This is a genomic window from Mesorhizobium sp. J428, from assembly GCF_024699925.1.
In the GTDB taxonomy this organism is placed as follows: Bacteria; Pseudomonadota; Alphaproteobacteria; order Rhizobiales; family Rhizobiaceae; genus Mesorhizobium_A.
This window is the reverse complement of sequence record NZ_JAJOMX010000001.1, coordinates 1,005,718-1,020,630: the sequence shown is the minus strand read 5'-3', so window position 1 is coordinate 1,020,630 and position 14,913 is coordinate 1,005,718. Positions and strand designations below refer to the sequence as shown.

At 66.1% G+C, this 14,913-nt stretch carries 13 protein-coding genes, 1 pseudogene and 1 riboswitch; of the genes and pseudogenes, 8 read left to right on the top strand and 6 right to left on the bottom strand.

Features of this window, described 5'->3' with window-relative positions; translation table 11 throughout:
* Positions 1-94: 94 nt before the first annotated feature.
* The 6 genes from LRS09_RS05140 (at position 95) to xylA (ending at position 6,878) form a co-directional block, all read left to right on the top strand.
* Positions 95-745, top strand: a complete 651-nt coding sequence (locus tag LRS09_RS05140; protein WP_257804682.1) for a sulfite oxidase-like oxidoreductase — start codon at positions 95-97, stop codon at positions 743-745.
* Positions 742-1,467 (top strand): MBL fold metallo-hydrolase, encoded by a 726-nt coding sequence (locus LRS09_RS05135; RefSeq protein WP_257804679.1) that lies wholly within the window; start codon positions 742-744, stop codon positions 1,465-1,467. Before LRS09_RS05140 ends, LRS09_RS05135 begins: the two co-directional genes overlap by 4 nt.
* 72 nt (positions 1,468-1,539) lie before the next feature.
* Positions 1,540-2,163: a LysE family translocator gene (locus LRS09_RS05130; RefSeq protein ID WP_257804678.1), complete on the top strand. Its 624-nt coding sequence runs from the start codon at positions 1,540-1,542 to the stop codon at positions 2,161-2,163.
* 92 nt (positions 2,164-2,255) lie between these two features.
* Positions 2,256-3,578, top strand: a complete 1,323-nt coding sequence (locus LRS09_RS05125) for a tetratricopeptide repeat protein (protein WP_257804677.1) — start codon at positions 2,256-2,258, stop codon at positions 3,576-3,578.
* Positions 3,579-4,116: 538 nt separating this feature from the next.
* Positions 4,117-5,571, top strand: a complete 1,455-nt coding sequence (xylB, locus tag LRS09_RS05120) for a xylulokinase (RefSeq protein WP_257804675.1) — start codon at positions 4,117-4,119, stop codon at positions 5,569-5,571.
* Entirely contained in the window at positions 5,568-6,878 is a 1,311-nt protein-coding gene (gene xylA, locus LRS09_RS05115) for a xylose isomerase (RefSeq protein WP_257804673.1), read from the top strand. Before xylB ends, xylA begins: the two co-directional genes overlap by 4 nt.
* 6 nt (positions 6,879-6,884) lie before the next feature.
* On the opposite strand, the gene LRS09_RS05110 is transcribed toward xylA, so the two are convergent.
* The 6 genes from LRS09_RS05110 to LRS09_RS05085 all read right to left on the bottom strand — a co-directional run bounded on the left by LRS09_RS05110 (position 6,885) and on the right by LRS09_RS05085 (position 12,411).
* On the bottom strand, positions 6,885-7,613 hold the full coding sequence (locus tag LRS09_RS05110; RefSeq protein WP_257804671.1) for an energy-coupling factor transporter transmembrane protein EcfT: 729 nt from the start codon (positions 7,611-7,613) through the stop codon (positions 6,885-6,887).
* Positions 7,607-9,262 carry an ABC transporter ATP-binding protein gene (locus LRS09_RS05105; RefSeq protein WP_257804670.1) on the bottom strand — a complete coding sequence of 552 codons (1,656 nt, stop codon included), beginning with the start codon at positions 9,260-9,262 and terminating at the stop codon, positions 7,607-7,609. The genes LRS09_RS05110 and LRS09_RS05105 overlap by 7 nt, the downstream gene beginning before the upstream one ends.
* Positions 9,255-9,836, bottom strand: coding sequence for an ECF transporter S component (locus tag LRS09_RS05100; protein WP_257804668.1), 582 nt, complete (start codon positions 9,834-9,836; stop codon positions 9,255-9,257). Before LRS09_RS05100 ends, LRS09_RS05105 begins: the two co-directional genes overlap by 8 nt.
* Before the next feature lie 57 nt (positions 9,837-9,893).
* Positions 9,894-10,502: a Ykof family thiamine-binding protein gene (locus tag LRS09_RS05095; RefSeq protein WP_257804667.1), complete on the bottom strand. Its 609-nt coding sequence runs from the start codon at positions 10,500-10,502 to the stop codon at positions 9,894-9,896.
* Positions 10,492-10,603, bottom strand: a riboswitch (TPP riboswitch). (Overlaps the previous gene by 11 nt.)
* Positions 10,604-10,687: 84 nt before the next feature.
* The gene (locus LRS09_RS05090; protein WP_257804664.1) at positions 10,688-11,824 is read right to left on the bottom strand and encodes a serine hydrolase; all 1,137 of its coding nucleotides are present in this window, start codon (positions 11,822-11,824) and stop codon (positions 10,688-10,690) included.
* On the bottom strand, positions 11,818-12,411 hold the full coding sequence (locus LRS09_RS05085; RefSeq protein WP_257804662.1) for a TetR/AcrR family transcriptional regulator: 594 nt from the start codon (positions 12,409-12,411) through the stop codon (positions 11,818-11,820). The genes LRS09_RS05090 and LRS09_RS05085 overlap by 7 nt, the downstream gene beginning before the upstream one ends.
* Before the next feature lie 87 nt (positions 12,412-12,498).
* Between LRS09_RS05085 and LRS09_RS05080 the strand changes: the two genes are divergently transcribed.
* Positions 12,499-13,578: an ABC transporter substrate-binding protein gene (locus LRS09_RS05080; RefSeq protein ID WP_257804661.1), complete on the top strand. Its 1,080-nt coding sequence runs from the start codon at positions 12,499-12,501 to the stop codon at positions 13,576-13,578.
* Positions 13,579-13,671: 93 nt separating this feature from the next.
* Positions 13,672-14,887 (top strand): annotated as a pseudogene (gene uxuA / locus LRS09_RS05075) (mannonate dehydratase).
* Positions 14,888-14,913 lie beyond the last annotated feature (26 nt).

Here is a 14,913-nt window from a genome sequence, read left to right as displayed (position 1 = left end):
TGCGATTGGTCGACCCGCTGCGCGAGATCACCCTTCCGCGATAGGCCTTGCGTCGGATATCCGTCGGATTACCTTGGGCGCAGGAGATCCTGCGATGACCGAACCTAGCGACGAGACCAAGCTTACCCGAACCAAGCGCAAATGGGCGGCCGAAGGGAAGTTCCTGACCGGCAAGGTCGCAAGGGCCGAGCATGAGCGCCTGCCGCCTGGCCAGCATCTCGTGCGCGACTGGCCGATCCTCGACCTCGGCATGACGCCGCAGGTGTCGGAGCAGTCGTTCCGGCTCGACGTGACCGGCGCGGTCGAACACCCGGTCAGCTGGAACTTCTCGCAGTTCAAGGCGCAGCGGCAGACGAGCTTCGTCACCGACATCCACTGCGTGACCACCTGGTCGCGCTATGACAACCGCTGGGACGGCGTGTCGACCCGAGACCTGCTCGACATCGTCATGCCGCGTGCGGAGGCGCGCTTCGTGGAGCTGTATTCCAGCGACGGTTACACGACCAACCTGACGATCGAGGACTTCGCGGCGGAAGACGCGATCGTCGCACATAGTTGGGAAGGCAAGCCGCTGACGCGCGACCATGGCGGGCCGGTGCGTCTCGTGGTGCCGCATCTCTATTTCTGGAAGAGCGCTAAATGGATCAACCGCATCCATTTCCTCGACCGCAACAAGCCCGGCTTCTGGGAGCGCAACGGTTATCACGACCGCGGCGATCCCTGGAACGAGGAACGCTATTCGTGACGCCGGCCGAATGGTACCGCCTGTCGGACGCGGGCCACGGTGTCACCCGCATCGCTGAGCCCTATGTCGATCCCTATTACAGCGCCAACCTCTATTTCGTGCGCGGCCGCGACCGTGACCTCCTGGTCGACGCGGGCATGGGCATTCTGCCGCTCAAGCCCGTGCTGCCGCTGACCGAGGGCAAGCCGGTTCTCGCGCTCGCCACGCATATCCACGTCGACCATGTCGGCGCTCTGCATGAGTTTGCCGACCGCGCGGGGCTTGCCGCCGAAGCCGCGCTCTACGAGACGATGCCGGACCATGCGACCTACGCCGAGGAGTATCGCGAGCGCGAGACGCCCGTGACGCGGCTGCCCATACCGGGATGGGAAATCACCGACTATCGCCTCCAGCCTGCGCCTTTGACGCTGCCGCTCAAGGAGGGCGACCGCGTCGACCTCGGCGACCGGTCGTTCGCCGTGCTCGAACTGCCCGGCCACTCGCCCTGCATCGCGCTGTTCGACGAGGCGAACGGCGTGCTGTTCGCTGGCGACGCGATCTATGACGACCAGCTTCTCGACGACATGCCCTGCAGCGACAAGGCCGCCTACCGCGCGACGATGCGACGGCTGATCGACGAGGTCGACGCGAAGGTGGTCTTCGGCGGACATGGCGAACCGTTCGATGGCGAACGGATGCGCGAGATCGCGCGAAGTTATCTGAATAGCGGCAGCGGCGTCTGAGCCAAGCAATTCCGCTTTACATCCTTGCCGGCCGGGGGATTTATCCTTGCTTTCAACGCGAGGAGCATTCCCATGACGTTCGAAACCTGGCTCGCCTTCGCCGCCGCTTCGGCGGTGCTGCTGGTCATCCCCGGCCCGACCATCCTGCTCGTCGTCTCCTATGCGCTGGGGCAGGGCTGGCGCACGGCGCTGCCGATGGCCGTCGGTGTCGCGCTTGGCGACTTCACTGCCATGACCCTGTCGATGCTGGGCATCGGCGCGTTGCTGATGGCCTCGGCGACACTGTTCACCATGCTCAAGTGGATCGGTGCGGCCTACCTCATCTGGCTGGGGATAAAGCTCTTCCGCGCTGGCGGGACGCTCGGGGCGGAGCCGCAGCGCGATGCGACCAGCGCCGTGAAGATGCTGGCGCATGCCTGGCTGGTCACGGCGCTCAACCCCAAGAGCATCACCTTCTTCGTTGCCTTCCTGCCGCAGTTTCTCGACCGCCACGCCGGCTTCTGGACGCAGATGGCGATCTTCGAGGCGACTTTCCTCGTGCTCGCCTTCTGCAATGCCTTCGGCTACGCACTGGTCGCGGCGCGCGCCCGCGGCGTGTTCGCCAGCGAGCGCGCCATCCGCATCTTCAATCGGACGGGTGGCTCGCTGCTCGTCGGCGCCGGCGTGGCGACAGTGGCGATACGGCAGGGAAACTAGAATCCCCGCGATACTTTAGCCGCGCCAATCACGTTTCTCGACCTGCGCCAATGGCGGGCCTATAGTTGCGGCGTGTAACCGGCGAAGAGACTATGCGCGACAGACTGGGCAACATCGTCACCGGCGCGGACGAGGCGTCGCTCGAACATTACGAGCGGGGACTGCGCCAGCTGCAGACCTTCACTGGCGATCCCGTGGCCTCCGCCAATGCGGCGATCTCGGAATCGCCCGGCTTCGTCATGGCGCAGATGCTGAAGGCCTGGCTCTACGCCCTGTCGACCGACAAGGCGGCGATGGACGTGGCACGGCAGATCTACACGACCGTCAGGAACCTGCCGATCACCGCGCGCGAGGCCGGCCATGTCGCGGCACTCGGCCGACTCGTCGGCGGCGAGTGGAACGGCGCGGGCGAGACGCTTGCCGCGGTCGCACGCGATTTTCCGCACGACGCACTGGCGCTCCAGGCCGGCCACCAGATCGACTTCTTCACCGGCAACGCGCCGATGCTGCGCGACCGGATCGCCGGCGCGCTGCCGCATTGGGATAATGCAATGCCGGGCTATCACGCCTTGCTTGCCGCCCATGCCTTCGGTCTCGAAGAGACGGGTGACTACATCGCCGCAGAGGCTGCGGGCCGAAAGGCGGTCGAACTCGAACCGCATGACGGATGGGGCCAGCACGCGGTGGCCCATGTCATGGAGATGCAATGCCGCCAGGCCGACGGCATCGGCTGGATGAGGACGGCCTTCGCCAACGGCGCTGACGACAGCTTCATGAAGGTGCACAACTGGTGGCACCTCGCCCTGTTCCATTACGATCTCGGCCAGCACGACGAGGTGTTCTCGCTTTATGACGGGCCTATCTATGGCGACTACTCGACGCTGGCACTGAATATGGTCGATGCGGCAGCACTTCTATGGCGGCTGCATCTCGGCGGCGTGGCAGCAGGCGAGCGTTGGCAGGTGCTGGCGGACAACTGGACGCCGTTCGCCGGCGACGGCAACTACGCGTTCAACGATATGCACGCGATGATGGCCTTCGCCGCCGCCGGACGCACGGATGCCGCAAGAGCCTTGCTCGCTGCGCAGGAGGCGGCGGCGGAGGCGGGCGGCGACAATGCCGGCTTCACCCGCGACATCGGCCTCCCGGCGACGCGCGGCATCCTCGCCTTCGAGGATGGTGACTACAAGACCGCGGCCGAACTGCTCGGCCCGATCCGCGCCATCGCCCACCGCTTCGGCGGCAGCCACGCCCAGCGTGACGTGATCGATCTCACGCTGATCGAGGCCGCCATCCGCTTGGGAGATGCTGCAACGGCGCGGAAGCTGACGGAAGAACGCATGATCGCACGGCCGCACAGCCCGCTGTCGGCAATCTTCCGCGATCGGGCGGCGGCGATCAGCGTCGACCCTTGATTACGCGGATTAGATTCTCCGAAGGATTGCCGCGTGCCATCGAATTCCAGTCATCACGCGTCAGGCGGCCAGACGCTACGCCATTGAATACACGCTTACAGTAAACGCTCGGAGCCATTGCCGGCGATACTCCCATTATCTCGGCAACCCGTTCGCGCGTCTTCCGGGGTTGTCTACCGGTCATCTCAGTGCATTCAGAGTGCGCCGCTCGTCCGATATCTGGATTTCGTACCGCCTTCTGAATGCGAGCATACCCCTCGTCGCTCGTCGTGCATGCTCCAGCGAGCATGCCGAGTGCGAGTAGTGCCGATATTCTTCTCATGATGGATTCTCCCCAAGCCGAAAGCCAGCCTAGGTTGAGAAATCGAGTCGTGTAAACCGGTTCTTTCGCTGGTCGGACCAGAATTAATCCGGGATGCGAAAAAAATCGGTTCAAATTCGCACCGCTTCTGGTATGGGAGAGGACGACGCGATCGCGTCTGGCCGGAACCCAAGAGACGTGCATGAGCACGCGCGACCGGCCGGGAGGAAGCGGAACATGTATCTCGGTCTCGATCTCGGAACGTCCGGCGTCAAGGCGCTGCTGATCGACGGCGACCAGCGAATCGTCGCCTCGGCCAACGGGCATCTCGACGTCTCGCGGCCGCATCCTGGATGGTCCGAGCAGGAGCCGGCCGATTGGGTGCGTGCGACCGAGGAGGCGATCCACGCGCTGAAGGCCAGCCATTCCAAGGAGATCGCGGCGGTCAAGGGCATCGGCCTGTCCGGCCAGATGCACGGCGCGACGCTGCTCGGCGCCGGGGACGAAGTGCTGCGGCCCTGCATTCTATGGAACGACACGCGCAGCTTCAGGGAAGCCGCTGCGCTCGATGCTGATCCACGGTTCCGGAAGATTTCGGGCAACATCGTCTTCCCGGGTTTCACCGCGCCGAAACTCGCTTGGGTGAAGGCGAACGAGCCGAAGATCTTCGCACAGGTGCGCAAGGTGCTCCTGCCGAAGGATTACCTCAGGCTTTGGCTGACCGGCGAGCACATATCGGAAATGTCGGACTCGGCCGGAACGTCCTGGCTCGACACAGGCGGCCGTCGCTGGTCGCCGGAACTGCTCGCAGCGACCGATCTGGGCCAGGAGCACATGCCGTCGCTGGTCGAGGGAACCGCTCCCGGCGGCATCCTGCGCGGCTCTGTCGCCGCGCGCTGGGGCATGGGCGGCAATGTCATCGTTGCCGGCGGGGCAGGGGACAATGCGGCCTCGGCGATCGGCATGGGCACTGTCGCGGAAGGTCGCGCCTTTGTCTCGCTCGGCACGTCGGGCGTGCTGTTCGCGGCCAACGCCTCTTACCTGCCCAACCCGGAAAGTGCCATTCATACCTTCTGCCACGCCCTGCCGAACACCTGGCACCAGATGGGCGTCATCCTGTCGGCGACGGATTCGCTCAACTGGCTCTGCGAAATCACCGGCCGCGACGCGCAGGAACTGACCGCCGAACTCGGGGATGCGCCGAGAGGACCGGGGAAGGTCATGTTCCTCCCATATCTCTCTGGCGAGCGTACCCCGCACAACGACGCCGCAATACGCGGCGCCTTCGCCGGCCTCGGCCATGAGAGCGGACGTGCGGCTCTCACGCAGGCCGTGCTCGAAGGCGTAGCCTTTGCGCTGCGCGACAATCTTGAAGCGCTGCGCGCCGCCGGCACCGAGCTTTCGCGCGTCACCGCCATCGGCGGCGGCTCGCGCTCGCGCTACTGGCTTGGGGTCATTGCCAACAGCCTCGGCATCGCGGTCGACATACCTGCCGACGGCGATTTCGGCGCGGCGTTTGGCGCTGCCCGCCTCGGCCTCATCGCTGCTACCTCCGCCGATCCGCTCGCCGTCTGCACACCGCCGGCGACATCCTCGACCATCGACCCAGACGCTCGCCTCGTCCCGTCCTATGGGGATGCCTGGCAGCGCTGGAGAAATTTCTATCCTGCCATCAAGGGAGCAACGACGTGAGCACGGGATTCTTCGGCGACATCAAGCCGGTCAAGTATGAGGGACCGGACTCCACCAATCCGCTCGCCTACCGGTTCTACAATCCCGACGAGGTGGTCGCCGGCAAGCGTATGGAAGACCATCTGCGCTTCTCCGTCGCCTACTGGCATTCCTTCGCCTGGCCGGGCGGCGATCCCTTCGGCGGCCAGACGTTCGAACGGCCCTGGTTCGGCGAGACGATGGAAGGCGCCAGGCTCAAGGCAGACGTCGCCTTCGAGATGTTCACGCTGCTGGGCGTGCCCTATTATTGCTTCCACGACGCCGACATCCGCCCCGAGGGCAAGACCTTCTCGGAAAGTCTCGGCCGCTTCGAGGAGATCGTCGACCTCCTCGGCACCAAGCAGAAGGAGACCGGCGTTAAGCTGCTCTGGGGCACAGCGAACCTGTTCTCCAACCGCCGCTACATGGCGGGCGCCGCGACCAATCCCGATCCGGACGTCTTCGCCTATGCGGCGGCGACCGTGAAGGCCTGCCTCGACGCGACCAAGAAGTTGAAGGGCGAGAACTATGTGCTCTGGGGCGGCCGCGAGGGCTATGAGACGCTGCTCAACACCGACATGAAGCGCGAACGCGAGCAGGCCGGCCGCTTCCTGTCGATGGTCGTCGACTACAAGCACTGCATCGGCTTCAAGGGGACGATCCTGATCGAGCCGAAACCGCAGGAGCCGACCAAGCACCAGTACGACTACGACGTCGCCACGGTCTATGGCTTCCTCAAGGACTTCGGGCTCGAGAAGGAGGTCAAGGTCAATATCGAGCAGGGCCACGCAATCCTCGCCGGCCACACGTTCGAGCACGAACTGGCTACCGCCGCGGCCCTCGGTATTTTCGGCTCGATCGACATGAACCGCAACGACTACCAGTCCGGCTGGGACACCGACCAGTTCCCCAACAACGTGCCCGAGATGGCGCTCGCCTTCCACGAGGTGCTGAAGGCCGGCGGCTTCAAGACCGGCGGCACCAATTTCGACGCCAAACTGCGCCGCCAATCGCTCGACCCGCAGGACCTGCTCGTCGCCCATATCGGCGGCATGGACTGCTGTGCGCGCGGCCTGAAGGCGGCGGCGAAGATGATCGAGGACAAGGCGCTGTCCGGCCCGCTGGAGGAGCGCTATGCCGGCTGGAAGTCAGCCGAGGGCAAGGCGATCCTCGCCGGCAAGCGCACGCTGGAGGACCTGTCGGAACGCGTGGTCAAGAAGAAGATCGAGCCGCAGCCGAAGTCGGGACGGCAGGAGTGGCTGGAGAACGTGGTCAATCGCTACGTGTGAGCACCCTCAGCGCATCGCGATGATCAGCGCGCCGAGCAGGCAGATCGCCACAATCACGAACCATCCGTCCGCCTGACCTAGCCTCGGCGCGGCGATGATCGTGCGCGGCCCGCGGTCGAGACCGCGCACCTCCATGGCGATGGCGGCGCGGCTGGCGCGGCGGATGGCGTAGGCGAGCAGGGGCACAACGAGGGACGCCGTCTCGAACGGGCCTGGGATGCGGCGCGGTGGGCGGCCGCTGCGCATGGCGCGCGCGAGACGGATCTGCTGCGCTTGCGCCGCAAGGTCGGGCACGAGGTGGAGGGCGGAGAACAGCGCGTAGCCGATCCGTGGCGACAGCCGCCAGTTCGCCATCAGCGCCTTGATGAAGCCGCCCGGGTCGGTGGTCAGCGCGAAGAGCGCCGACACCATGCCGCAGGCCACCGCGCGCAGGAACAGCACGATCCCGGCCGAGAACGCTGCCGAGCCGAAGGGCGTCTCGCTTGCCATGCGCAGCGCGAAGTCGCTCTCCTGGCGGAACAGCACGCTGGTGGTGAGGAAGCCGAAGCCGAACAGGGCGAAGGGGATCATCAGGGCCGCCACGACGAGCGGCGATTTCCGCTCCAGCACGACCAGCGCCGCGGCCGCGATCAGGATCGCGGTGGCCTGGAAGCGGGCGTCGAAGACCAGGATCGAGGCTGTGACCCAGGTGAGACAGACGACGAGTTTGGGCAGCGGATGGAGCCGGCTCAGCATGGGGCGTGTTTCTCCAGCCAGCGCAGGGCCGGCATCGCCGCCGGTTCCTCCAGCCCGGCCTGCCGCAGCAGGGCGGCGTCGCGGGCGAGTTCGATCATCGGCCGGTCGGCAAGGATGCCTCCGTCGCCGATGACCACGGCGCGCGTGCAGGTCTTTAGCGCGAAATCCATGTCGTGAGTGACGATCACCAGCGCTTTCCCGCCTTGCGTCAGCGATTGCAGGCGGCGAGATAGCGCCCCTACGCCCGCGGCGTCGAGGCCGGCGGTCGGCTCGTCCAACACCAGCAGTGGCCAGCGGTCGGCGGCGACCAGCGCGAGCAGGGCAAGGCGGCGCTTCTGGCCCTGCGACAGCTCGAAGGGGTGATGCCCCTCGAGACCAGCGAGGCCCCAGTCCACGAGCAGGCGCTCCGCCTGTGCGAGCCGTTCCTCCTTCGCGACCGTCCGGCCGAGTGCTTCCACGATCTCCTCGCGCACTGAGCCCGCCATCAGTTGGCTCTCGGGATTCTGGAAGGCCATGCCGCCGGGCGGGCCGTCAAAGCGGCCGCCGCGCAGCCGCGACAGGCCTGCCAGCGTCGCGCCCAGCGTCGACTTGCCCGCACCGTTGCGGCCGAGGATGGCGACGCTCTCGCCCGCATTGATGTTCAGCGTAACGCCTCGCAACACGATCGGGCCGAACAGCGGCGCGCAGGATGCGTCTGTCAGACGCACGAGGGGCTCCGCATCCGGTGGGGCGGACGGAGCAGGGCAACGACGGGCGACGAAGGATCGCACGCCAGAGACCGCGGCTTCCCGGCATATTTCGCCCAGCACGTCGAGCGCGCTCAGGGCTTCCTCGACCGACAGCGGCGGCATGTCGAGCGCGATGCCGGCTCGGGAGAGTTCTTCGTCCAGTTCCGACGCCGCGGGCCGCCAGATGCCGCGGGCGGCGAGGTCCGCGCCGTGGGTGCGGAACAGGAGGCGCGGCTCACCCTCTGCAAGCAACTGACCGTCGGCATCGAGCACGGCGACGCGGTCGATGTCGCCGATCAGCCCGTCGAGCCGGTGGTCGACGACCAGCACGCCGCGGTCGGCGCGCGGTTCGAGCAGCAGCGTTCGCAGCCGCGCGGCGGCTTCCGGTGCGAGGTGGGCGGTCGGTTCGTCGGCGATGAAGAGCGGCGCATTCTGCGCCAGCGCGGCGGCCAGAGCGACGAGTTGCCGTTCGCCGCCCGACAGGGTGGCGGTGCGGCGGTCGCGCCAGGCGACGGGAATGCCGGTGCGCTGCATCGCCTCGTCGACCCGGCTGAGGATGTCGGCCTCCGGCAGGCGGCGGTTCTCCAGTGCGAAGGCGATCTCATCGGCGACGCTCATGCCGCAGAGAATCTGCTCCGCGTCTTGGTGCAGCCAGGAGACAGTGTCCGACCATTCGGCCGGCGAGCGCGAGGTTGCGTCGCGTCCCGCGAGTTCTGCCTTGCCCGCGACTGTCGCCGGGATGGCGCCCGGCACGAGGCCGTTGACAGTGGCGAGCAGCGTCGACTTGCCGGCACCGGAGGGGCCGAGCAGCAGCAGCCTTTCGCCGCGCCGTAGCGACAGCGTGACCGGTCCGACGGCGTCGCGCTCCTGGTAGGGATAGCGGACCGTCAGGCCGTGCCACGCGACGAGATCGTCAGGCATTTCCGGACCGGCGGTCGCGGTCGATCGCAAGGCCGGAGAGCACGCCGGTCTTGTAGAGCGCCTCGGTGATGAGGTGGCCGGCCAAGCCGCCGAGCAGCGCGCCGCTGAGGCAGCGCAGCACGAACATCACCACCAGCAGGCCGGGCGCCAGTGCGCCGTAGTCGAAGCGGATCCAGGTATAGATGAAGGAGAAGATCGCCGCGCCGACACCTGCCGCCATCAGCACCGGCAGGCGGTAGTTCTTCCAGCGCGTCGCGGCGAACACCACCTCCGCGCCCGCGCCCTGGACGAGGCCGGTGACGAGCAGCAGCAGGCCGGCCGGACTGCCGAGCAGAACCTGCACGAGCGCGGCAAGCAGTTCCGACAGGAGCGCCGCGCCGGGCTTGCGGATGATCGCAGCGGCGATTATCGAGACGATGAACCAGAAGCCCATCACAACGTCCATCGTCACCGGGCCGAAGATCGCCTGCGCGATCAGCCAGACCTGCACCCAGGCGAGGTAGAGCACGCCGAACACTGCGCCGAGCACGGCGACGATCAGGATTTCACGCAAGGTCCAGCCGTACTGGTTCATCTCGATATCTCCGGATAGGGGAAGGGTGCCGGCGCAGGCCGCCGGCGGGAACGGCCGTCATATCTTGGACGGGCTGTTGGCCGAGACCGTCAGGTCCATGGCCACATGTCCTTCCGGTGCGCCGAAGCGCAGGAAGGCTTCGCCGAGTGTGGCGAAGAGGGGGCCGGCATCGCCCTTGAGCTTAGTGCAGAAGTTCTTCGACCGGTCGAAGACGCTGGACGCCTTGAGGAAATCGATGCAGCCGTAGATCTCGTCCATGTGCTGGACGGCGCCGAGCGGATAGAGCGAGAACTGCGCCGCGACGGTCTGTCCGGTCAGGTCGGCGGCGGCGACCGCGTCGCGGGCGAGCGCGATCCGTTCGGCCAGATCGCCGCGGATGCCCGCCCCGGAGAGCGGCGTGCAGATCGGGTCGTCCGGCTCGCCGGGGCAACCGCGCGAGATGGTGGCGTGGAGGACGCAATGCGTACCGGTGCGGGCCGCGGCGACGAAGAGGTCGCGCATCGCGGGAAAGAGCTGTTCGGGCGGGCCGACGATCAGGGTCGAGACGTCGTCGGTCTCGATGCGGAAGCCGGGCCGGTAGGGATCGAGCGCATGAAGCGCGCCAAGGATGATGCCGACGAAGTCGTCGGACATGGGGTATAGGGAAATCTGCGCGCCTGAGAACATCTCGCCTCGCTCCGCTGGCATTAACCAGATCAGCTTGAGGGTCCACGGACATGTCGCCCGCATCTCAGCCCCGGCATTACGGAGCACCCCTGTCGAATGAATGCCGGATACCACCGGGCACGGTCGTGGCGCAAGCCGGTTCTGCGAGCCTGTGCACAAATCGCCAGGAACAGAGTGCAAGCGTCTTAGAGAACTTTCGCTATCGCCCTGAACATCGAGACGGTCTCGAATTCGCGATAGCTCGTCTCGTCGTTGGTCTGGCCGTAGTTCGGGCTGGCCGAGAGTTTGACGATGACGAGATCACGGTCGGGGTGGACGTAGACGAACTGGTTGTAGACGCCGATCGCCGAGAACTCGCCGTTCTCTCCGTCCATAAGCCACCACTGGTAGCCGTAGCCGAAAGCGGTGTCCGACAGGCCGTGGTCGCCGGGTATGAGGTGCGGCCCGTCGGGAGTGACGGAGGCTTTGACCCAGGCTTCCGGCACGATCTGTTTCCCGTCGCAGCGGCCGTTGAGACGGAACAGCTCGCCGAGTTTGGCGAAGTCGCGGGCGGTGGCCATCAGTCCGCCGAAGGCCATCTCCATGCCCTCAGAGTCCACCAGCCAATGAGCGTCGTCCTCCATGCCGAGCGGGTGCCAGAGCTTTTCCTCGACATAATCGCGGATCGGCCGGCCCGTCACCTTCTTCAGCAGCATGCCCAGCACGTGGGTGTCCATGCTGTTGTAAAGGTTGTAGGTGCCCGGTGGCGTGTGGCGGATCATGCCGGGCGGGATGGAGTCGAACGAGCCGCCATGGGCATAGACCGAGATGAAGCGGTTCATGTCGGATTCGGGATCGGAATAATCCTCGTTCCAGCGCGCGCCGGACGACATCTGCAACACGTCCTTGATCGAGACACCGTCATAGGCGGAGCCGCGCAATTGGGGCAGGTGATCGGAGACGATCTCGTCGACGCTGCCGAACAGGCCTTCGCCCCAGGCGATACCCAGTGCCGCCGAGGTGAAGCTCTTGGCCACAGACATCGACATCCAGTTCACCGCCGGACCGCCCGTCAGCCAGTAGTTCTCATATCGCTTGCGGCCGTCCTCGATGACCATCAGCGCCACCGTGTCGGTCTCTTCGAGGAAGTCGGCGAGCGAGCGGTCGGTGCCGTCGTGACGGTAGGTTTCCGGCAGCGCCAGCGGCACACCTTTCGGGAAGCGGCGAGGCCTTGGTGCCGCCGTCATGGTCGAGACCGGGAAGATCAGGTGCAGGTTGTTGAACACCTCGATCTGTCGTGCACCGGAGAACATCGACAACGCGAATTCGGCCCGGCTCAGCATGTCTTGGTTCCCTCCTCGAGCCGGGCGACGATCGCGGCTGCCTGCGTGCGCAGCGACGTCCTTTCCGGCATGGTCAATCCGAAATCGTTGAGCGCGGTCTCGCCGAGCGCGAGCGAGATCACGCCGAAGGCGGCCGCGTTGCGTTCCACCTCGGGCACGCCCGGCATCTCGCGGGCCAAGGCCTCGGCCAGCACATCCAGCGCATAGGCATAGACCCCGTTCAGCCGCTCGCGGATATGGGCGTCGGTGCGGGCGAGATACCAGAGTTCGCCCATCAGCGCGTTGTAGCGGGCGTCGGCGAAGATCTCGCCGAAATAGGCGTCCAGCAGACGCGACAGGCTCATGGCGCCGGCTTCGTCGCGCACTGCATCGAGGCGCTGCTGTGCGAGCTTCATCATTCGCTCGATCAGCCGGTCGACCATCTCGTCCCGGTTGCCCATGAAATATCGCACCAGGCTGCGCGGCAGGCCGGATTCCTCCGCCACGTCGGAGAGCGTGGTGGCCGGCAGGCCCTTACGCAGCACGCAGGCTTCGAAAGCCTGCATGATCTCCTCGCTGCGCTCTTCGAACTTAGGTGGCCGTCCCATCGTGCTCCAATCCTGTCACTATTGACAAGAAACCTGCGGCGGAGTTTCCTGTCAATCGTGAAAAGAAAAAACATCACGGGGAACATCATGGCACGAAAGACACGGATTGCCTTCGCCCTGCTTATGGCGGGAGCCGCTACGGCGGGACTTTCGCGCGCTGCATCGGCGCAGGACGCGGCGCTTAGCGTGCTGGACTGGTCCGGCTACGAAGACCCGGCCCTGAACCCGGCCTATGTCGAAAAGCACGGCGACGGCCCGACCTTCACCTTCTTCGCAGACGAGGACGAGGCCTTCGAGAAACTGCGCGCGGGCTTCAAGGTTGACGTCTCGCATCCCTGCGGCACCAACATCGTCAAATGGCGCGACGCGGGGCTGCTGCAGCCGCTCGACACGTCGCGGATCGCCGCCTGGAACGACATCCTGCCGGGCTTCAAGGCGATGAAGGACCTGATGACTGACGCCGACGGCAAGGCCTGGTTCCTGCCGTTCGACTGGGGCAACACCCTGCCGCTCTACCGCACCGATCTGGTCAAGGCCGAGGACATCGCCTCCCTGAAAGCCTTCGCCGACCCGAAGTTCAAAGGCAAGATCGCGCTGATCGACAACGCCGACGCCACCTTCGCGCTCGGCCTGCTCGCTGCCGGCGTCAAGGATGTGCAGGCCATCACCGACGAACAGTTTCAGGCGGCCGCCGCCTTCCTGCGTCAGGTGCACAAGAACGTCCGGATGTATGCGACCGACACGACGGAACTGAGCCAGGCGATGGGCAGCGGCGAAATTTCGCTGGCCTGGGGCTGGAACGAGGCTGCGACGTTCCTGAAGGCCAATGGTGTGCCGGTCGAGGTGAAGCGCGACACAACCGAAGGCATCGCCTCCTGGGTCTGCGGCTACGTCCACCTCAAGGATGCGCCAGGCGATGTCGACAAGGTCTACGACTTCTTCAATGCCCGCATGGCGCCGGAGGTGTCGAACTATATGGTGACCGCCTGGGGCTACGGTCACGCCAACGGTGCCGGGATGGCCAAGGTCGACCCTGCCGCTGTCGCCGCGGCCGGCTACTCCGATCTCGACGAGATGGCGAAGAAGACCTTGTTCGCTGCCCCGGTCGCGCCCGAGACCAAGCAGAGATTCGTCGCCGAGTTTGAGAGGATCAAGGCAGGGTATTGAAGGGCTTTTCTCGTGCAGGCGTGGAGATAGACGCGCTCCCTTGACCCGTTCCCGCAAAACTACCATACAAGTTTGCGCGAGTGGAGGAGAGCGATGCGACAGACCTGGCGGTGGTTCGGACCGAAGGACAAGGTGTCCGTCGAGGATGCGCGCCAGGCGGGTGTCGAGGGCATCGTCACGGCGCTGCATCATGTGCCGACCGGCGAGGTGTGGCGCGCCGAGGAGATCGAGCAGCGGCAGCGCGAGGTCGCCTTCCTGCCCGACGGCTCGATGAGCGGCCTCAAATGGGAAGTGGTCGAGAGCCTTCCCGTGTCGGAGGCGGTCAAGACCCAGACGGGTCACTTCAAGGCGCATGTCGAGCACTACAAGGCGAGCCTCGCCAACCTCGCGCGCGCTGGCATCGAGGTGGTCTGCTACAACTTCATGCCGGTGCTGGACTGGACCCGTACCCGATCTCGCTTGGCGTATCGGTCATGGCGGGAGGGCGATGCGGTTCGACCTTGCCGATTTCGCCGCCTTCGACATCCACATCTTGAAGCGCAAGGGCGCGGCGGAGAGCTTCCCGCCGCATGTCGTGGAAGAGGCGAAGGGGCGTTTCGCCGGCATGAGCGAGGCGCGGAAGAAGGAGCTCGCCGCGAACGTCACGGCCGGCCTGCCGGGCGCGGTGGAAAGCTGGTCGCTGCCGGAACTGTCGGCGCATCTCGCCACCTATGACGGCGTCTCGCCGGAGCGGCTGAGGCAGAACCTGATCGATTTCCTGGCGGAGGTCGCGCCTGTGGCGCAGGAACTGGGTCTTCGTCTCTGCTGTCATCCGGATGATCCTCCGTTTCCGCTGCTCGGCCTGCCGCGCATCATGTCGACCGAGGCCGATTATCGCGCGGTGCTGGAGGGGGTGGATATTCCGGCGAACGGCGCGACGCTCTGCACGGGCTCGCTCGGCGCACGGCCGGACAACGACCTGCCGGCGATGGCGCGGGCACTGGCGGACCGCATCCATTTCGTCCACTTGCGCAACGTGCGGCGCGACACGGAGGAGGTGCCATGCTCCTTCTTCGAGGATGAGCATCTGGCAGGCCAGACCGACATGGTGGCGGTGGTGGCGGAACTGCTGGCGGAGGAGAAGCGTCGGCGCGAGGCGGGGCGGGCGGATGCCGAAATCCCGATGCGGCCAGACCACGGCCAGGAGATCCTCGACGACCTGACACGCGGCGCCCAGCCCGGCTATCCGGCGATCGGCCGGCTCAAGGGGCTGGCGGAGCTGCGCGGCGTGATGGCGGCGCTGGGGCATCCGGCCATGGGGAGGGGGTGATGGTCGCTGCCGTAGCGCCCGGCAGG